At 49.7% G+C, this 19,026-nt stretch carries 19 protein-coding genes; 9 read left to right on the forward strand and 10 right to left on the reverse strand.

Annotated elements, in window-relative coordinates:
• Positions 1-179 precede the first annotated feature (179 nt).
• Positions 180-2,012 (forward strand): ABC transporter ATP-binding protein, encoded by a 1,833-nt coding sequence (locus A8707_RS11505; protein ID WP_068817080.1) that lies wholly within the window; start codon positions 180-182, stop codon positions 2,010-2,012.
• A gap of 7 nt (positions 2,013-2,019) precedes the next feature.
• Here the strand turns inward: A8707_RS11505 and A8707_RS11510 are convergent, their stop codons facing one another.
• Entirely contained in the window at positions 2,020-2,505 is a 486-nt protein-coding gene (locus A8707_RS11510) for a gluconokinase (protein ID WP_197484733.1), read from the reverse strand.
• Positions 2,506-2,787: 282 nt separating this feature from the next.
• On the opposite strand from A8707_RS11510, the gene era reads away from it, so the two are divergent.
• Positions 2,788-3,744 (forward strand): GTPase Era, encoded by a 957-nt coding sequence (gene era / locus A8707_RS11515; RefSeq protein ID WP_068817082.1) that lies wholly within the window; start codon positions 2,788-2,790, stop codon positions 3,742-3,744.
• A 2-nt stretch (positions 3,745-3,746) separates the two neighbouring features.
• Here era and A8707_RS11520 read toward each other — a convergent pair whose 3' ends face one another.
• On the reverse strand, positions 3,747-4,391 hold the full coding sequence (locus tag A8707_RS11520) for a Uma2 family endonuclease (protein WP_231948028.1): 645 nt from the start codon (positions 4,389-4,391) through the stop codon (positions 3,747-3,749).
• A gap of 351 nt (positions 4,392-4,742) precedes the next feature.
• The gene (aroB, locus tag A8707_RS11525; RefSeq protein ID WP_068817084.1) at positions 4,743-5,843 is read right to left on the reverse strand and encodes a 3-dehydroquinate synthase; all 1,101 of its coding nucleotides are present in this window, start codon (positions 5,841-5,843) and stop codon (positions 4,743-4,745) included.
• 133 nt (positions 5,844-5,976) lie between these two features.
• On the opposite strand from aroB, the gene petL reads away from it, so the two are divergent.
• The gene (gene petL / locus A8707_RS11530; RefSeq protein ID WP_068817086.1) at positions 5,977-6,072 is read left to right on the forward strand and encodes a cytochrome b6-f complex subunit PetL; all 96 of its coding nucleotides are present in this window, start codon (positions 5,977-5,979) and stop codon (positions 6,070-6,072) included.
• Positions 6,073-6,321: 249 nt separating this feature from the next.
• Here the strand turns inward: petL and A8707_RS11535 are convergent, their stop codons facing one another.
• From A8707_RS11535 to nusB, 3 genes are all read right to left on the reverse strand, one after another.
• Complete coding sequence (locus A8707_RS11535) at positions 6,322-7,743, reverse strand: PP2C family protein-serine/threonine phosphatase (RefSeq protein WP_068817088.1); 1,422 nt, start codon at positions 7,741-7,743, stop codon at positions 6,322-6,324.
• Positions 7,744-8,332: 589 nt separating this feature from the next.
• A complete protein-coding gene (gene ftsY / locus A8707_RS11540; protein ID WP_068817090.1) occupies positions 8,333-9,931 on the reverse strand; it encodes a signal recognition particle-docking protein FtsY in 1,599 nt (532 codons plus the stop codon).
• A gap of 51 nt (positions 9,932-9,982) precedes the next feature.
• The gene (gene nusB / locus A8707_RS11545) at positions 9,983-10,612 is read right to left on the reverse strand and encodes a transcription antitermination factor NusB (RefSeq protein WP_068817092.1); all 630 of its coding nucleotides are present in this window, start codon (positions 10,610-10,612) and stop codon (positions 9,983-9,985) included.
• A 378-nt stretch (positions 10,613-10,990) separates the two neighbouring features.
• On the opposite strand from nusB, the gene A8707_RS11550 reads away from it, so the two are divergent.
• The 3 genes from A8707_RS11550 (at position 10,991) to A8707_RS11560 (ending at position 12,690) form a co-directional block, all read left to right on the forward strand.
• Positions 10,991-11,458, forward strand: a complete 468-nt coding sequence (locus tag A8707_RS11550) for a hypothetical protein (RefSeq protein WP_068817093.1) — start codon at positions 10,991-10,993, stop codon at positions 11,456-11,458.
• 236 nt (positions 11,459-11,694) lie between these two features.
• Entirely contained in the window at positions 11,695-12,297 is a 603-nt protein-coding gene (locus tag A8707_RS11555) for a thylakoid membrane photosystem I accumulation factor (protein ID WP_068817096.1), read from the forward strand.
• A gap of 3 nt (positions 12,298-12,300) precedes the next feature.
• Positions 12,301-12,690 (forward strand): RidA family protein, encoded by a 390-nt coding sequence (locus A8707_RS11560; protein WP_068817098.1) that lies wholly within the window; start codon positions 12,301-12,303, stop codon positions 12,688-12,690.
• Between the two features lie 351 nt (positions 12,691-13,041).
• Here the strand turns inward: A8707_RS11560 and A8707_RS11565 are convergent, their stop codons facing one another.
• The 3 genes from A8707_RS11565 to A8707_RS28050 form a co-directional block, all read right to left on the reverse strand.
• Positions 13,042-13,278: a hypothetical protein gene (locus tag A8707_RS11565; RefSeq protein WP_231948024.1), complete on the reverse strand. Its 237-nt coding sequence runs from the start codon at positions 13,276-13,278 to the stop codon at positions 13,042-13,044.
• Positions 13,279-13,285: 7 nt separating this feature from the next.
• Positions 13,286-13,558, reverse strand: a complete 273-nt coding sequence (locus A8707_RS11570; RefSeq protein ID WP_068817101.1) for a BrnT family toxin — start codon at positions 13,556-13,558, stop codon at positions 13,286-13,288.
• A gap of 363 nt (positions 13,559-13,921) precedes the next feature.
• The gene (locus A8707_RS28050) at positions 13,922-14,086 is read right to left on the reverse strand and encodes a hypothetical protein (protein WP_231948025.1); all 165 of its coding nucleotides are present in this window, start codon (positions 14,084-14,086) and stop codon (positions 13,922-13,924) included.
• Between the two features lie 383 nt (positions 14,087-14,469).
• Here A8707_RS28050 and A8707_RS29045 point away from each other — a divergent pair, with 383 nt between their 5' ends.
• Complete coding sequence (locus A8707_RS29045) at positions 14,470-14,670, forward strand: hypothetical protein (protein ID WP_068817103.1); 201 nt, start codon at positions 14,470-14,472, stop codon at positions 14,668-14,670.
• A gap of 11 nt (positions 14,671-14,681) precedes the next feature.
• On the opposite strand, the gene ilvA is transcribed toward A8707_RS29045, so the two are convergent.
• On the reverse strand, positions 14,682-16,193 hold the full coding sequence (ilvA, locus tag A8707_RS11580) for a threonine ammonia-lyase, biosynthetic (RefSeq protein ID WP_068817105.1): 1,512 nt from the start codon (positions 16,191-16,193) through the stop codon (positions 14,682-14,684).
• A gap of 158 nt (positions 16,194-16,351) precedes the next feature.
• Between ilvA and A8707_RS11585 the strand changes: the two genes are divergently transcribed.
• A complete protein-coding gene (locus A8707_RS11585; RefSeq protein WP_068817107.1) occupies positions 16,352-18,040 on the forward strand; it encodes an alpha/beta hydrolase in 1,689 nt (562 codons plus the stop codon).
• A gap of 9 nt (positions 18,041-18,049) precedes the next feature.
• On the forward strand, positions 18,050-18,949 hold the full coding sequence (gene truB / locus A8707_RS11590; protein WP_068817108.1) for a tRNA pseudouridine(55) synthase TruB: 900 nt from the start codon (positions 18,050-18,052) through the stop codon (positions 18,947-18,949).
• Positions 18,950-19,026 lie beyond the last annotated feature (77 nt).

Here is a 19,026-nt window from a genome sequence, read left to right on the forward strand (position 1 = left end):
CTAGCCCTCTCCCAAAAGGAGAGGGGGCAAGATCTTTAGCTCCCTTTTCCTTGGGGAGAAGGGTTAGCGAGGGCTTTGCCCCACTTCGTGAGGAGGGCAATTTATACTTGCATTCAGCAACGCCTAAAGTCCAGCTAAGTAGGCATCAACGCGCCCAAGCAAAACGCTATCGTTAAAGGATGAATCAGACATCACCGATCAAACGCTCTTTGCGAGGCATTTCTCAGTCTCTCTCGATTTTTCAATATTGCGGACGGGCGATCGCCCTAGTGTGGAGCACCGATCGTCGTCTCACCCTATTTCTGGCACTTTTGACGCTGATTGCAGGGTTATTACCTGCGGTTGTTGCCTATGCGGGGAAACTGATTGTCGATGGCGTGGTCATCGCCTCTCGATCGAAGCTACCGTCTGACCAATGGACTGCTCTAAATTATTTAGCATTAGAAGCCTTCGTTGTCGCAATCTTGGCAGGCAGCAAACAAGGATTAGCGCTGTGTCAATCGCTGTTGCGGGTGCTGTTGGGGCAAAAAGTCAACGTCCTGATTTTAGAAAAAGCATTAACGCTCGACCTGACTCACTTCGAGGATTCTGAGTTTTATGACAAGATGACGCGGGCGAGACGAGAAGCGTCGAGCCGTCCGCTTAGTCTCGTGGGGCGCACCTTTGGACTCGTGCAAGACACCCTCACCCTGATCACCTATGGCGGCTTGCTGATTCATTTTTCAGTGTGGGCGGTGATTGTGTTGATGGTGGCGGCGGTTCCGGCGTTTGTGGCGGAGACGCGCTTTGCAGGCGAGGCATTTCGGCTCTTTCGCTGGCGCACGCCTGAAAGTCGAGAACAAAATTATCTAGAGTTTTTGATCGCCAATGAAGCCCCCGCGATGGAGGTCAAGCTTTATCAGTTAGGACAGACGTTGCTCGATCGCTACACCACGATTTTTAATCGGCTCTACGGCGAAGATCGTAACCTCACTATTCGTCGCGGCACTTGGAGCTATTTGCTCAGTCTAGTCAGCACTGCCGCGTTTTATCTCGCCTATATCTGGATCGTAGTCGAAACCATTGTCGGTGCCATTACTCTAGGTGAGTTGACGATGTATCTCGTTGTGTTTCGTCAGGGACAAAATGCGTTTGCGTCAATTCTCAGTTCGATCGGCGGCATGTATGAAGACAGTCTCTATCTCTCTAATCTCTACGAGTTTCTAGAACAGGAGATTCCCCAGCCTAAAGGATATGCCGATCGCGGCACGATTCCGGGTGATGGCTTGCGCTTTGAGGAAGTCTCCTTTCAATATCCCGGCAACGATAACCTCGCTCTAAATCATGTCTCATTTCATCTCAAACCTGGGGAGAAACTGGCGATCGTCGGCGAAAACGGGTCGGGCAAAACGACGCTGATCAAGCTGCTGACTCGACTCTATACGCCTAATTCTGGACGCATTTTACTCGACGGCTTAGACCTGCAACTGTGGAATTTAGAGGTGTTGCAGCAGCGAATTGGAGTGATTTTTCAGAACTTTATGCAGTATCAGTTCAAAGTGGGTGAAAACGTGGGCGTTGGCGACGTGAACTATTTAGACGATCACGATCGCTGGTTTGAGGCGGCTGAAAAAGGCAACGCGCTGCCGTTTATTGAGCAGATGCCTGAAGGGTTTGAAACTCGCTTAGGTCGCTGGTTTAAGAGCGGTCGAGAATTGTCGGGCGGGCAGTGGCAAAAAATCGCTCTTTCTCGCGCCTTTATGCGAACTAAAGCCGACATTCTCGTCTTAGATGAGCCAACTTCTGCAATGGATGCCGAATCAGAAGTGCAAATCTTCGATCGCTTCCGTGAGATGACCTCTAATCAGATGGCGATTTTGATTTCTCACCGCTTCTCCACCGTCCGCATGGCAGACCGAATTTTGGTGCTGTCAACAGGCACCGTGTTAGAGCAGGGAAGCCACGAAGATCTCGTCAAAGCTGAAGGACGATATGCCCATTTATTTGCCCTTCAAGCTGCCGGATATCAATAGACTTAAACTAGATCTTTAACGCCGATCGGATGGTCTGTACAATCATCTGCGGCGGCTGTTCGATGCCGACAATCAGCGCCTCTAGAGGTTCTTCTAAAGCATCAAATTGGCTTTCTAATAATTGTGCTGGCATGTAGTGATTGGTTCTCTCTTGCAATCGCTTTTGTATTAGCGAATACGATCCTTTGAAATAAACTAGCTTAATGCGATCGTGATCGATGAGAAGTAATTGACGATAGCTATTTTTTAATGCCGAACACGCTAGAATCACATTCCTATTTTCGTGCAGCCAGCGTTTGAGAGCGGTTTGCAAATTGTGTAGCCAAGGGATTCTATCTGCTTCAGTGAGCGGAATTCCGTGTCGCATTTTTTCAACATTTCTCAGTGAGTGAAAATCATCGGCATCTCTAAACTCCCAGTCTAGAGAGTCTGCCAGCAGTTTCCCTACAGTAGTTTTGCCAGAGCCAGAAACGCCCATCACCAGAATGATCATGTCTAAAAGATTAGAGTCGATTCGTCAGGAAATTGATTGAGTTCCTGACCATTGTAAGATGTTGATACGATCGTAGGAGGCAAATAATTGCCCTCGCTCACCGTGAGAATGCTCAGGCATAGAACAGCGTGATCATGCATTATTTTTCATCATCTCTTACACTAAGTAAGCTGTCGGTGACACAGCAGGCTTCTACTCGTCACGCACTAATTTTCAGTCTGACTTGATCGACTTCTGAGGCATTTTTTGAGCAATATCCAAGATCCCATCATTGATTCCACTATGTCGAAAAACGATGACATCACGATCGGGCAAGAAAGCTTTAACACGATTCCCGCGTCACCCGCTGGGTTTAAGTCCGGATTTGTGGGCATCATTGGTCGCCCCAACGTGGGCAAGTCTACGCTGATGAATGATTTGGTGGGGCAGAAGATCGCCATCACATCACCAGTGGCGCAAACGACGCGCAATCGCCTGAGAGGGATTTTGACGACACCAGAGGCGCAGATTATCTTCGTCGATACGCCTGGAATTCACAAACCCCATCATGAGTTGGGCAACGTTCTGGTCAAAAATGCTCAGATTGCGATTCACTCGGTCGATGTGCTGCTGTTTATGGTCGATTGCTCGGTCGAGTTGGGTGGAGGCGATCGCTACATTGCCGACTTGCTCAAAGACATCAAAACCCCTGTGATTTTGGGACTCAACAAAGCTGACCAGCAGTCTGAAGACGATTTATTTTTAGACAACAGCTATCGCGCGATCGCCACCGAACACAACTGGATGGTTGCTAAATTTTCTGCCCTCACCGAAGACGGGTTAGAGTCTCTGCTGCAAAGTTTAATTCAAAATCTAGATCCAGGTCCTTACTACTACCCGCCCGATCTCGTAACCGATCAGCCCGAACGCTTCATCATGGGCGAGTTGATTCGAGAGCAAATTTTGCTGCTGACTCGTGAAGAAGTGCCCCATTCAGTCGCGATCGGCATTGAGCGAGTCCAGGAAGAAGACACGATTACTCGCGTGTGGGCGACGGTGTTTGTCGAGCGTCCGTCTCAAAAGGGGATCATCATCGGCAAAGGCGGCACGATGCTGAGAGAAATTGGCACGGCAGCGCGTCAGCAGATGCAAAAACTGATCGATGGCAAGGTTTATCTAGAATTGTTTGTGAAGGTTCAACCCAAGTGGCGACAGTCTCGCACTCGTCTCGCTGAGTTGGGCTATCGAGTCGAAGAGTAGTGTCATTCTCGAACTGGGGTCACTGACTGCACGCCATCGGGATCGATCCCCATCTCTCGTAACCGATCGGCTAGTCGATCGGCACGTTGGCGTTCTTGGTCAGCACGCTGCCGCTCTTGGTCAACACGTTGGCGTTCCTGATCGGCACGCTGGCGCTCTCGATCTCTCGACTGCATCAGCTCTGTAAAGCTCAAAAATCGCTCTCCGTTGGGACGATAGATTTCCAGGGTGTCAGCCGTGACCTCAAACCGGATTTGCAAGCGAGGACTCACCCAGCCAGACATATTCTCGATTATGTCTAAATAGCTGTCCGATCGCAGCCACCCAATCAATTCGTGATCGTCTGGATCATAGACATAATATTCTTCAACCCCGTACTGGTTATAGAATTTGTACTTTCGAGCGGTTTCTGCCAGTCGATTTCCCGGTGACAAAATCTTAAACACGACTTGGGGCGGAATGGTGTCTTCTCGCCATTGTTGATAAGAGCCACGATCGCCCTTGGGTCGCCCAAATGCCACCATCGCATCGGGTGCTTGCCGAATCGTGTTATTGCCTTCGACGGGATACCACAGCAGGTCGCCTGCCACAAAGACGTGAGGATCGTCTGCAAACAGCGACTCTAAGTTTTCTTTAATCGTGACAATCTAACGAAACTGTTGGGTGTTATCAGCCATTGGTTGCCCGTCGCGTTCCGGGTAAAAAACTTCGGCTTTTGTTTGGGACACCATGACGACAAAGGCTCCAGAAAAACCATTGATTTAACTGAGATCTTGCACCTGAGCTAAAACTCTCTCGTTTCTGGCATTCACCCGCCCGTGATTGAAAATCACGGTCTAACGGTGCGAAGTCCACTAAAGGGACTGAGAGAGGGTTTGAGGTTCAGTCTGTTTCAACGGACTTCGCAAGGCTAGCCCGGAATTCCATTCACGGGCGGGACAGAACCGCAGCGAATAGACGGGTGCAAGATCTGAGTTAACCTTAACAGACTATTTGTATTACATTTTTTGCAGCACGTTCCGAATCATATCGGAGGTCACTTGGTCGGTGGTGATCGCAACTCCGATCGCGGTTGGCAACACAAACCGCACCTTTCCCGACTGGACTTTTTTGTCGCGTTGCAGCGCCGTGAGAATGGCTTCGATGTCCATCCCATCAGGTAGTTGAGTCGGCAAACCCGCTTTTTCGATCAGGGCGAATTGGCGATCGCAGCTTTCCTGATCCCATAGCCCCATCTCGACGGCGATTTGTCCTGCTGCCACCATCCCGATCGCGACCCCTTCCCCGTGATTGATGACGCGATAACCTGTGAGACTTTCGACCGCGTGCCCGATCGTGTGTCCATAGTTGAGAATTTCGCGCAGTCCCGATTCTTTTTCGTCTTTGCTGACGACGTGCGCTTTTGCCTGACACGATCGAGTCAGAATTTCTTGCAGCAATTGATCATCGACGTAGCGTAATTGATCGAGGCGTTTAGCGTGTTCCATCGTCTCAAACAGTTCTGCATCCCAAATAACGCCGTATTTAATCACTTCTGCAAGTCCGGCACGAAACTCTCGCATCGGCAGAGTTTTGAGAACTTGCGGATCGATCAACACGAGTCGCGGTTGATGAAAGGCACCAATTAAGTTTTTGCCTCTGGGATGATTGACTCCGGTTTTGCCCCCGATCGCCGCATCGACCATTGCCAATAGAGTTGTGGGCACCTGAACAACGTTGATGCCTCGGAGCCAAGTTGACGCGGCGAATCCGGTCATGTCGCCAATCACACCACCGCCCAGCGCCACCATCGTGGACGATCGCTCTAGTCGATTGTCTAACGCCGCATCATAGATTTTTTGCACCGTTGCAGGCGTTTTGTAGCGTTCTCCGGCGGGCAGAATGCAGCTTGCAACCTCAAATCCTGCCTGAGTCAGTGACTCGATCGCCCGTTGCCCATACGCCTTAAAAATCATCGGATTTGACACGACGAGGATCTTGTGCGACTTAAGGGTCAGCGTTTCTCCTGTGATCCAGGAGCCGATGTGATCGAGACTGCCCGGAGCGATGGCGATCGCATAAGCGTTTTGGGGCAACGGAACCGAAATAACAGATTGCATGATGTGACGCAGTAAAACCTTACTGGCTATCTTATCTGAATTGGTGAAAGCGCTTGCTGCAGAAGCAACTCTTTCTTTACTGGCTCAATAGTTCCGTATAGTTAAGAGAGGGATTTATTTGGAGTATGCCGTTATGTCCGCAGTAATTGCTTATTTAGCCATTATGGGTGGTGCCTTTGGGTTAGCGCTGGCTTTATTTTTTGGCTTTCGGGCAATCAAGTTGATCTAAAGTTTCGATTATTGAGAATGAGGAAGACTTGATCGTGAGTGAGCGATCGAGCCTTCCTTGCTTGTAATAAATGTTTAATTAGCGCTGCTGAATTCGGGTATGAATTCCTAGATTTGCCCTCACCCTAGCCCTCTCCCAAAAGGAGAGGGAACCAGAGTTTTAGCTCCCTTCTCCTTGGGGAGAAGGGTTGGGGAGGGCTTGCCCCACTTCGTGAGGAGGGCAAATCTATACATCTATTCAGCAGGTCGCTTAACTTTCGCGTGAGAGTCGCATCACAACCAGCGTCATGTCGTCTGCATTGTGCTTATCGACTCCGATAAACTTTTGCACACACTCAAACAGATATTTCAAAATCATCTGCGGATCATCATAATTACGGCACGCCAACCGAAAAGCTTTGGTTAAGTTCTCTTCGTCAAACCGTCGCCCATATTGGTTTGCCGCATCGGTAAACCCATCGGTGTAATAGATAATGGTGTCACCGGGAGATAGCTGCACCTGAGCGTCCTGATATTCCGTTTCGGCATCCAGTCCGATCAGCATTCCGAGAGTGTCTAACCGCTCGATCGTATCGGTGCTCGCCTGCCACAACAAAGGCGGGTTATGAGCTGCATTGCTGTAAGACAGAATGCGAGTTTTAGGATCGTACTCCGAATAGAACAGCGTCACAAATCGATTAGAGTTTTCCAAATCGGCATACATGACTTGATTGAGATGCTGCAAAATGCGAGCCGGAGAGTGTCCGTTTAGGACTTCTGCGCGTAACATTCCTCGCGTCATCGTCATAATCAGACCTGCGGGAACGCCTTTGCCCATGACATCGCCGATCGTCAGACTCCAACGCCCCGACTCATTGTCGCTGTCTGGCTTCCGAATCTGTCCATAGTCTGCCGGAATAAAGTCATAGTAGTCACCGCCGACTCGATTCGCCGTTTTACACAGCGCGGCTAATTCCACTCCTTCGATTTTGGGGCAGTGTCGAGGCAAGAGCCGCAGCTGAATATCGGCACCGATTTCTAACTCTCGATCGAGCCGTTCTTTTTTGCGAAGCTCGACCGTTAGCTCATCGTTCTCGATCGCTACCGCCGTCTGATCTGCCACTAATCGGACTAGCTTTTGCCGAGTCTCTGTCCAACCATAGTCAGGATCACGACTAAACACGTAGAGCCGACCTCGTTCGATGTTTCTGACCAAAATTGCGGTGCCAAAAATCTGAATGTCTGATCCGAGAAAACGGCTGACTTGATGATCAAGCTTGGCGATCGCTTGAGGGGATTTAGTCAACCCTTCGGCAGGAGGCAACCCCGCAAAAGAAGCGGTGATTTGCTTGGTTGCGGCTTCTAAAGCTTTGCGAATCTCTTGCCCCCAGTGATTATCCTGGCAGTGCAAGCGCTCTAATTTGACTTGTCCATTTGGGCGAAACATGATCAGCGCACCGCCATCAGCATCGGTGACGCGACTCACCATGAGAGGAATCAACTCTAGAAACTGATTGAGGTTGTTAAAACTGCGAAGCGCAAATCCTAGTGAACTCAACAGATCTTGAATTTTGTGCTGCTCACGACTCAGCCGTGCCACTAGCTCCTTGAGGGCAAGCACGGGCGTTACGTCTGAGACACTGTTGCGATCGGGTGGCTGAGAGGGCTGTCTAGGAAGGGGCACAGCAGTCATTAGGGCAAATAAGGGATTTCAACATCCGTGCTAGAGAATACAAGCCAAAAACAGAGAAGTTAGCCATGATTAGCCGTGTTGTGCTTTGCCTCAGTTGTGAACATCAATGTTAGCGAATGAGGTGCAAAGCGGGGCATCTATTTTTAAGGGATCATCTTTTAGGGGATCATCGCTCACGACTTAACCTGCTGCAAAATTACAGACGGATCTCCGTAATTTCAAGCAATTGTAGTCGCAGCGGAGCGAGACTGAACATAAAGATGAAATTTAGCGGATTGTGTCTCTCATTAAAAGCGGGGGCAAGCCTTGTTATGGCTATAGCCAACTGGATTAGGACATGGCTCGCAAAATACCTGCCGCTTGCTCAAGCGGCATAAGCTCTTTGTCCTAACCTAACTGGCGATCACGATCGGTCTTAGAGTGCCCCAATTTTCTGACAGATAGAGAAATCTTGACTCGATCGCACTTCGTCAGACCTGCTGCACGAATCTGGACAACCCTCATCCCCAAGGAGAAGGGAGCTAAAACCTCTTGTCCCCTCTCCTTGGGGAGAGGGCTAGGGTGAGGGCGAAGGATTCATGCCAATCTATTAACCACTAATCAGCGCTTCAACAAATTCGTAGCTAGAGAAGGGGCGCAAATCTTCAATGCCTTCTCCTGCCCCAATAAAGCGGATGGGCAACCCCAATTCTTCAACGACTGCTAGGGCAACGCCTCCTTTAGCCGTGCCGTCGAGCTTGGTCAGCACCACCCCACTGAGTTGAGCCGCTTCTGAAAAAACTCGCGCCTGTCTCAGACCGTTTTGTCCCAATGTGGCATCTAAAACGAGCAGAGACTCAACTCTGGCGTTCCCTGCTTTTTTGTCGATGATGCGACGAATTTTGCTGAGTTCATCCATCAGGTTTTTTTTGTTTTGCAGTCGCCCTGCGGTGTCTACGAGCAATAACTCCGTGCCTCGCGCTTGAGCGGCAGCGATGCCATCAAACACGACGGCTGCGGGATCGGTGTTTTGCCCTGGGTTAGAGATTACGTCTACGCCACTGCGCTGTCCCCAAACTTTGACTTGTTCGACAGCGGCAGCGCGAAACGTGTCAGCAGCAGCGATCAAACAGCGATAGCCAGACTTTTGAGCGATATGAGAAAGTTTACCGATCGTCGTCGTTTTCCCTGCCCCGTTCACCCCCGTGATCAGCCAGATATTCAGCATGTCTTTTTCGGGCGCAAACACCGGATTATGAGACTGAAGCGGACTGTCGAGCAGATCGCGCAACAGTTTTTTCAAATAGGCGATCGCTTGTTCTGGGGGCAGCACTTCTTCGCGCAGTTTTGCTTGCAGCGCCGCAATAATTTTGTCAGTCGCGTCTACCCCTGCATCGGCTTGCAGCAGCAGCGACTCGATTTCAGTCACCGCGTCCTGATTGAGTGGACCTTGACCGACGATCGCTTTGAGTTGATTGATCAGCCCTCGACGCGTTTTGTCTAAGCCCTGTCTCAACCGTTTTAGCCAGGTGATTTCTTCGAGGGTGATGTCTTCAGCGCGACGACCTTGAGCCGCCAAAACCTCGGTTGACCACAGAAAGCCTTCATCTAGGGCAAAGGCTGGAGCCTCTTCGGTCTCGATCGAGAGAGTTGGAATGGCGGCAACGGGAGCTTCTTCGATCGCCGTAGCTCGAAGTCGTTCTAAACGGGCTTCTCGATCTGCCTCAGACTGCGCCCAAAATGGCATCGCTGGTTCGGGCACTTCAGCAAGAGGCGCTACTTCAGAGGAAGGTTCAAGAGATTCAGACGGTGCGATCGCCGTTTCTAAATCTGCTTTAACGGTCTCTAACGTCTCCAAAAATTGGTTGATTGACTCAACAGAAATCCCGTTGGGCATCGGCTCAAAAAGATCTTCGTCGATCGGATCAACCAAAGCGTCAGGGACTTCAGAAACGTCTGTCAAAACGACTGGCTGCTCAGAGACTGCAGCGTTAGGAGGCTCGAGCGTTTCGGATGCTTCTGTCGAGGCTTCTTGCTGCTGACGCTTTTTGATGTTCTCATAAGCCGCTTTTGCAAAGCTCAGATAGTTCTCGTCTACGGCAGGCAAATCTGCCGCAGGCGCTGGTTCAGGCTCAGGTTGAACAGGGTCTTCTGCCTTTGATTCTTCAGCCTTTTGATCGAATTTACGATTGAACCAATTGAACGTCATTGCAAGTACCTAAAGCGTCTCTCAATCAATGTAGTTGAAGTTCTCGACCAATCACGAAGGCTTTGCTTTGGCTTTGAGTTGCTCGGTGACTCGCCGCAAAACGCCGTTGATGAACTTATATCCTTCTTCGTCGCTGTAGCGTTTGGCGAGTTCAACGGCTTCATTGATGGCAAATTCGACGCGCAGACCCAGATACATGATTTCGGTGACAGCAATGCGAAGAATGTCTCGATCGACCCGTGCCAACCGATCAAGCTGCCAGCCAACGAGCGCATTGGTCAAAGCTGCATCGACGGCTTCCCGCTCTTCGTGAAAGCGAGTGATGATTTCTAGGGCATACGATCGCACGTCGGGCTGGTTAGCCAACTGAAGAAATTCAGGAATCTCAAAGGTTCTGCCGACTCGATTAATGGCGGTTTCGGTTAAGTCGATCGCTTCTCTCACCATGTCTCTGGCGCTGTCCACATCACTGGCGCGAGTTTCACTGCTCAAAAGTCGGCTGTTGCCGCGTTGCAGCTCGGCGACGGCGGTTTCTAGCGTGTCGCGGGCATCGGTTGACAACGTGCGAATCGCCGCCACAACAATGTCTTGAAGCTTTTGAGTGGTCAATCGCTCCTGTTTAGCAGGTAGCTGGCTGATGCTCAAAAGAGCCAATTCACGGGCAATTCGACGGGCTTGCATGGCGGCTTTAATTGACTAGGTTCGGTCTAGTTATCTTAGCAATTTTAGACCGACGATCGCGGAAGAATTTTGGACTTTGACGCTGGAGCCGCGATCAGGATTAAAATCTCCAGGATTCCAAAACCCAAAAACTCTTGTAGAACACATCGCAGTGATGAAGTTGTGCCCCGAAATCTGATCTAGACCATCAGACTCCGAGGACTTCCATCCCTAGTTACACCAACTAACTCAGGAGACGCTCACGATTGTACACCGTCGGCTTTGCGATGGGATCTTGAAAGGCTGGAATCAAGATCCTGCAACCATTTTTCACCCCTACAGAATGTCTGAGAGATCAGCATTTTTGTCCTCTTTGAACTAATCGAGAGGACAAAAAACATGGGAGTTAGGACTGTGATTCCTAGCTCAATTTTGTTCACGGTTGAGTTGCATTGCTCAACCGAACGACGTTATCGAGTTAGCGTGACGTTAGATTTGCAAGAGAGTTATATCTTTATATCGTCTGGTGTTATTCCAAACATTAGCAATGTGATTGAAGACTTTGTTTCACAACTGAGTGAGATTGCGTCAAATCAACTGGCATTGCTCAAATGGGATAGCACGAGTGATTTAACGACTGAGTATCAAATCGTTCGAGTGTTGTCGGGATATCAAGTTGAACGATCGTTAGTAGACCTCCTGCTTGGAGACAGCCCTCCTCACGAAGTGGGGCAAGCCCTCGCCAACCCTTCTCCCTGGGGAGAAGGGAGCCGGAATCTCTTGTTCCCTCTCCCTAGGGAGAGGGCTAGGGTGAGGGCGAAGTATTCGTGCAGGAGTTCTAGTCAAGTTCAACATTGTCCTGGGTAATGGTTCACTGATTCAAGTGGAGGAATTGCACCACAAAATCACCATTCAACTCTAGGAAGTTGGGCGTTAGGGAGTCGTCGATTACCCCTCCGGGAAACTGCAAAGTTCTCAGTCTCTCGGCTGGTGGTTCACAGTCAAGCGGCTCTCTAACCACGCAAATCGTAAAGTTAAGTTGAGCATCTTCCCATCACAGCCGACAATAGAAATAGCGATGTTTTGAATCTGTCATCCTGCTTATGTCTTTTGTTCGTTCACGCTTTTTTTCTCGGTCTGCTTGGTGGCGTAACGTCTCGGTGCTTATCTTGTCGCTGGTGATGACGATCGCAAGTTTGACCCTTGGCAATCCTGCGCTGGCTGGCTTGACCGACGATCGCTACGATGGCGAAATCTTTGCGCTTTATGCAGGCAATGGCTCGCTGGTGCCTCCAAAAATCAAGCTAAAAGACTCGTTTAACTTACACAAACCTGTTCTGCTGGTGTTTTACAACGATGACAGCAGCGATTGTAAAGCGTTTTCAGCGGTGGTGTCTCAGCTTCAGGCTTTTTACGGTCGAGCGGCTGATTTTATGCCCATCCGCGTAGACTCTTTGCCCGTTAAAGAAACGTTTGACCCGACCGAACCGGGCTATTACTACAAAGGCTATGTGCCGCAGACGGTCGTATTTGACCAGTCTGGTAAAGTCGTGTTTGACGGCAAAGGCAACGTTGCCTACGAGAACGTCGATGATGTGTTTCGCACCGTGTTTGACTTGTTGCCTCGATCGCAGTCTACGGCTCTTAAACGTCGCTCTGTCAATGAAGTCAACACCGAACTCGTTCCTCCCACTGCTCAGAAATAATTTATGACTCGAACCATCATTCAGACTAATGCGGCTCCGGCTCCGGTTGGACCTTATAATCAGGCAATCTTAGCGTCGGGTCAGATGATCTTTGTCGCGGGACAGATTGCCCTCGATCCGGCGACGGGGGCGATCGTGGGTGAAGGCGATGTCGCGGCTCAGACCGAGCGATCGCTGACCAGTCTCAAAGCCATTCTCGAAGCGGCTGGCGCAACGCTGCAAGATGTGGTGAAGACCACGGTTTTTTTGGCAGACATGAATGATTTTTCTGCCATGAATGCAGTTTACGCTCAATATTTTGATGAGGCGACGGCTCCCGCTCGTGCCTGTGTGGAAGTCTCGCGATTGCCCAAAGATGTGCGCGTCGAGATTGACTGCATTGCGGTGATTTGAGAATCAGTGAATGCTAGGCTGCGGTTCAAAACTCCCAATCGCTTCGTTGCGGGGAGTTTGTGCCCCTAAATTCCCCAAATTTGGGGGACTTTGAAGTGTGATTCTTTCAGAGTTGCGCTTCGCGCTAATCGTAGCCCAACTGTCACAACTACGGAAAGAATTGGACTACATCACCATTGAGTAATCTTTTCAAATCCGCATTTCCTCGTCGAGCAATCACAACTTGTATGGAAAAGCGGAGCTTGCGGCAAGGATTTCTGCGAGCGTTTAGGAGGGCACCAGAAAATAGATTTAACGATAACGGCTTAAATCAGCGGCGGCAGATAACCTCGAACTCAGCACCAACAATTTTCAACTGTCCGCTGCATTTGAATTGTTAGCCTGCGCGGTTGGATCAGGAGCTTGATTGTCTCGCATCACTCTAATTAAAAATCGTAACGCCTCATTGACTGCATCAGCATTGGGAAAAATCGCTGCAACATCAGGTTCTAAACGGACAGTTGCTTCACCAAAACTTCTTCTTGCAGAACCTAACCTTCTCACCCGTAGGCTCTTCAAGTCATACTCTGTACATAAATCATCTTCCATTTCTGAATTATCTCTCTTCATAAACCTCTCGCTCAATTCGTGTTACTTCTCTTGCACTGATGATACGAATCGCATCTCCTCTTTCGGTATAAGAAACGATCAATAATCGCCCTTGATTCGACTCTCCAACAATAAGATACCTCTCCTCGTCGTCAGAGTAGTCTGGATCATAGAAGTCAACATAGAGGGGATCATCAAAAATAGTTTTTGCTTCCTCAAATGAAGCTCTATGTTTCGATACATTGCGCGCTGCTTTGCTTTCATTCCATTTAAACCGCATAAAAATTACTGTATCACTGTCTGTTTAGACCGATTTTTAGCCTTATATCGGCTATCTGTAGTCTCGTTTCCGTTTCATCTGTGTCACCGGGAAACCCAATCCCCTTGTGGGTTGAGAGGGATAGGTGCGCTTGCTGATGGGGTTCAACAGCAAGGAAGCAAGCAATAATCTCTGCAAATGACAGGCTGTTTTCTGGTACAATCGAACTTGTGACAAGCCCACTCCTTTAATAAAGGCACGACCTGCAAGGCTACGCACTACAGGGGATACAGTTTCAGAAGCTTCGGCTTTTTGGGAGAGAGGGATGAGCATTAAACGGCTCCTTGCGAAAGAATTAAATACTTCGGGCTGCGGTCAATCAGCCTATTGTGCTCCGACTTCTAGATGGCTAGAGGGACTTGGAAGGGCAAGCCCCATCCCCTTGTGGGTGGGGTTGTTGACTAAAAGAGACTCATCGGTTCTGCTTACGACCTCAAACCCGAAGCGATCGTAGAGCTTTACTGCTGGATTGTTTGCTGAGACGCTCAATGAGATAGATGATTGTCCACAAACCGACGCAAATAAATGTGTGAGTAACTGTCTGCCTAAACTAGAGTATTTAAGCAGAATCTTGTCAGTTCAAAATCCCAAAATCGGTAATTAGGCAGAAAATTATCGGTCTAATATTCCGAATCGAGGTAGTTAGACGGAATGTTTCTGCCTAATGCCTAGCTTAAAGCAAGAGATCCTGCCTCAGCGCGACGAATGCGATCGGGCTAGACCTTCTGTACCCACGAGTAGAAGTTCGATCGCGCCTCTCCTGATCCTTCCGGGGCGAGTTTAATAGTTGTGGAGACAAGAGTTATGAGCAGACATTCTCGATCGAGCTTGTAGCTTCCTTGATAAAACGTGTTGCTTCCTTAGTTGAGCTTATGACTTCCTTAGTTGAGCTTATGGCTTCCTTGATTGAGCTTATGGTTTTCTTAGCTGAGCTTATGGCTTCCTTGATTGAGCTTATGGCTTCCTCAGTTGAGCTTATGGCTTCCTTAGTTGAGCTTATGACTTCCTTGATTGAGCTTATGGTTTTCTCAGTTGAGCTTGTTGACCTGTCAATATGGATCGATTCAAGTTGAAAGCAATTGACTCATCCTAAAAACAGTTTGTAAGCGTTGTTTTGGCTTTCATCCCAATAGCGATAGCCGAGCGTGTCGAGAAAGGCTTGCCAGTCTGCCATCTCGTGAGGTGGAACCTGCATTCCGACCACAATTCGACCATAATCTGCTCCGTGATTGCGATAGTGAAAAAGGCTGATATTCCAATCGGGACTCATGCAGGCGAGAAACTTGATCAGTGCCCCCGGACGCTCAGGAAACTCGAAGCGATAGAGCAATTCATTATGAGCTAATGGCGATCGTCCGCCGACCATGTGTCTAAGATGCAGTTTGGTGAGTTCGTCATCGGTTAAGTCGATCGTGCTAAATCCATTTGCCTCAAAGGTTGCTGCAATTTGGGTCGCATCTGCCCGATTTTGGATTTGAATGCCGACAAAGATATGCGCTTCTTTATCGTCAGCAATTCGATAGTTAAACTCTGTTAAACTGCGTTTGCCAATGCACTCACAAAACTTCTTTAAGCTACCATTTTGTTCAGGAATGGTCACCGCAAAAATCGCTTCTCGACGTTCGCCAAATTCGGCGCGTTCTGCGACAAATCGAAGCCGATCGAAGTTCATATTGGCACCACACGCGATCGCCACGAGCGTCTGTCCTTGAATCTGTTCGCGTTCGACATAGGCTTTTGCGCCTGCGATCGCCAACGCTCCGGCAGGTTCTAGAATCGATCGCGTGTCTTCAAACACATCTTTAATCGCGGCACAAATGTGATCGGTGTCTACTAACAGCACTTCATCGACATATTCTTGACAGAGGCGAAACGTTTCGACTCCGACTTCGCTGACAGCCACGCCATCGGCAAACAAACCGACTCGCGGCAGCTTGATGCGATGTCCGGCTTTTAACGATTGATACATCGCATCGGCATCGACAGGCTCAACGCCAATAATCTTAATTTCAGGACGCAATCGCTTCACGTAAGCGGCAATTCCAGAAATCAATCCGCCACCGCCGATCGCCACAAAAATTGCATGAATCGGCTGTTGATGCTGACGCAAAATCTCCATCGCGATCGTGCCTTGTCCCGCAATCACATCAGGATCATCAAACGGATGGATGAACGTCAATCCTTTCTCAACTTCTAGCAGTCGGGCATAAGCATAAGCATCATCGTAAGTGTCGCCATGCAAAATCACTTCGCCGCCACGGGCTTTCACCGCATCAATCTTCACTTGCGGAGTCGTCATCGGCATCACTACGATCGCAGTCGTTCCAAGTTGACGGGCACCGAGCGCAACACCTTGAGCATGATTTCCGGCAGAAGCAGCAATCACGCCCAGCGCGAGGACATCGGGCGGCAGTTGCGCCATTTTGTTATATGCGCCCCGCAGCTTAAACGAAAACACAGACTGCATATCTTCGCGCTTGAGCAGCACTTTGTTATCAAGCCGCGCCGATAGATTTGGGGCAATCTCTAGAGCCGTCTCGTGAGCGACATCGTAAACACGAGCCGTCAGAATTTTTTCAAGGTAGTTGGGAGACATGGCGCAGACGCAAGATTAGAGAATCATTGTACCTGACCACCTCTGCGGTGTGTCGCAAAATCAAGTTGTGAGCGATCGCCCCGGTGCGTCACAATGAGTTATTACGCTTGACCAAAAATAATATCTGCACTTGCCCTTTAATCAGAGCAAGGTTCTTTATGCACGATCGTCTCCCACTCAACCACTCTAAACCTCGATCGAACTGGATTCAAAAAAGCCTGACGCTGATTGGCTGGAGTCTGATTCCGGCTGCCTTGCTGACTCGCCCCGCGTTGAGTGCCGAGCGGCTCTATCTATCCTACGGCGTGCTGGAGCGATCGATCTCGGTGGCTGCTCTCGAAACCTATGCCAAAACCGGAAAATTAGATAACGATCTGAGCGTCTACGCTCAATATGCCGATGCCCAGCGATTGGCAGCTTTGCAAAAGGCATTAGTAATCAGGGCAGACGTGACCCCGATCGCGGTCTCTCAATTTCTCTACACGCCGCAAGGAGAAATCTTGCTGCGACGCTTGGGGCAGGTGATTCAGCCCGAATCGAGAGACACCGGATTTTATGCAATTCGGGCAGCGCTGATTTTGGCATCCAGCGATCCTCAAGGGTTAACTCCTCTGAATGTGTTTCGCAAATTTCCGACCCGTGGGCTGCGAATCGATTTACAGACTGCCCTGCAAATTGCTGGAGACTTAGAGCAGGTCATCACTCGCACTAATCAAGCTACGACAACCCTCACTCAACTGGCTCAGCTAGAAGCCCTTGCCACCCCAATTACTAGCCCGACTCCTCTCCCCGATCTGGCAAATCGAGGCTCGATTCGCTGGCAAAAAGAAACGATTCGGATGGTCTATCGGACTCGCAGTTTTGTCACCGCATTAGGAAGCGATCGCGTGTTCCCGGTCGATGTCTACCTGCCACAGGTCAGAACGAGTCGCCAAACGCGCAAAATTCCAGTAGTGGTAATTTCTCACGGCTTGGGTTCCGATCGCACCACGTTTCGATATTTGGCAGAACACCTCGCCTCTCACGGGTTTGCAGTCGCCGTGCCCGAACACCCCGGCAGCAATGCTCAACAGTTTCAAGCCTTAATTTCAGGCACCGTCAGCGAGGTCGCAGCACCGAGCGAGTTTGTCGATCGTCCGCTTGATATTAAATATTTGTTGGATGATCTGACGCGACGCGCCCAGTCTGACCCTCGCTACAGTCGCCTTAACTTAGAGCAAGTTGGCGTTTTAGGGCAATCCTTTGGAGGCTACACGGTCTTAGCGCTGGCAGGTGCTGCGATTAATTTTGAGCAACTGCAAAAAGACTGTGGCGTTCAAGCGTTGGATAGCACTCTCAATTTATCGGTGCTGTTGCAGTGTCGGGCAAATGCTCTACCGCGCCTCAGCTACAACTTACAAGATCCGCGGGTTAAAGCGATCATCGCGATTAACCCGGTCGATAGCGCGGTGTTAGGTCAAGCTGGATTTGAGCAAATCTCGATTCCAACCATGTTGGTGGCAGGAAGCGCAGACACCGTTGCCCCAGCGCTCCCCGAACAGATTCAGCCCTTTACCTGGTTAAAGACTCCCGATCGCTATCTCGTGCTAATGGATCGCGGCACTCATTTTTCGACGCTAGAGGAAACCAATGATTCAGTTCCGCTTCCTCCAGAAGTAGCAGGTCCTACGCCCGTGATTGCCCGTCGCTATATGAACGCCCTGAGTTTGGCATTCTTTCAAACCTACATTGCCAATCAGCCCAGCTATCGATCGTATCTCTCGGCTAGCTATGCTCAACGAATCAGCCAAGACCCGCTGCGGCTGAGTTTGGTGCGATCGCTGAGTGCAGACCAACTGAAAAAATAAAGGTGCCGGGTGAATAACGGGTTTTTGAATCTCAACAAATCGGTAGGATTTACGTCTCATGATTGCGTCGCCAAAGTGCGGCGATTGTTGAATCTCAAGCGAGTCGGGCACGCCGGAACCCTCGATCCCGCAGCGACGGGAGTGTTGCCGATCGCGCTAGGTCGGGCAACGCGGCTGCTGCAATATTTGCCGCAAGATAAGGCATATCACGCAACGATTCGGTTTGGGTTGACGACGGCGACCGATGACTTAGAGGGCAATGTGCTGTCAAGTCAGCCTGTGCCGTGGCTCACTTTAGAGGCTGTAACGGCGAAACTCCCTTTATTTGAGGGCAAGATTCAGCAGGTGCCGCCTAACTATAGTGCCATTCAGGTGCAGGGAAAACGGCTGTATGATTTAGCGCGATCGGGTGAATCTATCGAGGTTCCCTCGCGGTCTGTAGAAATCTATTCATTAGAGGTTTTAGATTGGCGATCAAGCGAGTTTCCAGAATTAGAGTTGGCGATCGACTGCGGCTCCGGGACTTATATTCGCTCGATCGCTCGTGATTTGGGAGCGATGTTGGCGACGGGAGGCACGTTAGCCAAGCTGATTCGCACCGATAGCAGTGGATTTACGATCGGGGATAGCCTGACGCTCGATGAATTTGCTCTGCAACTGCAAGACGATCTCTTTTTGCCGATCGCGCCTGATGTCGCGTTATCTCACTTGCCGATCATCACCCTGCCCGAAGAACCCGCAAAACGCTGGCGATGGGGGCAAAAAGTAGTAGCGAATGACACGCTAGCAGATGGTACGATCGTCCGAATTTATCACGAAGACGGTCGCTTTCTGGGTATCGCTCAAGTGCTTAAAGCCGACACAAACAGACTTCTGGTTCCTCAAATGGTGTTTGAGCCAATTTCTTAAAGGATTCATCTAAGTATTGCTCTCAGTACAACTTCGGTATATACGGAGTAATCTTTGTTATATAAAGTTTTGATAAA

This window comes from Phormidesmis priestleyi BC1401 (assembly GCF_001650195.1).
GTDB classification, from domain to species: domain Bacteria; phylum Cyanobacteriota; class Cyanobacteriia; order Leptolyngbyales; family Leptolyngbyaceae; genus Phormidesmis_A; species Phormidesmis_A priestleyi_B.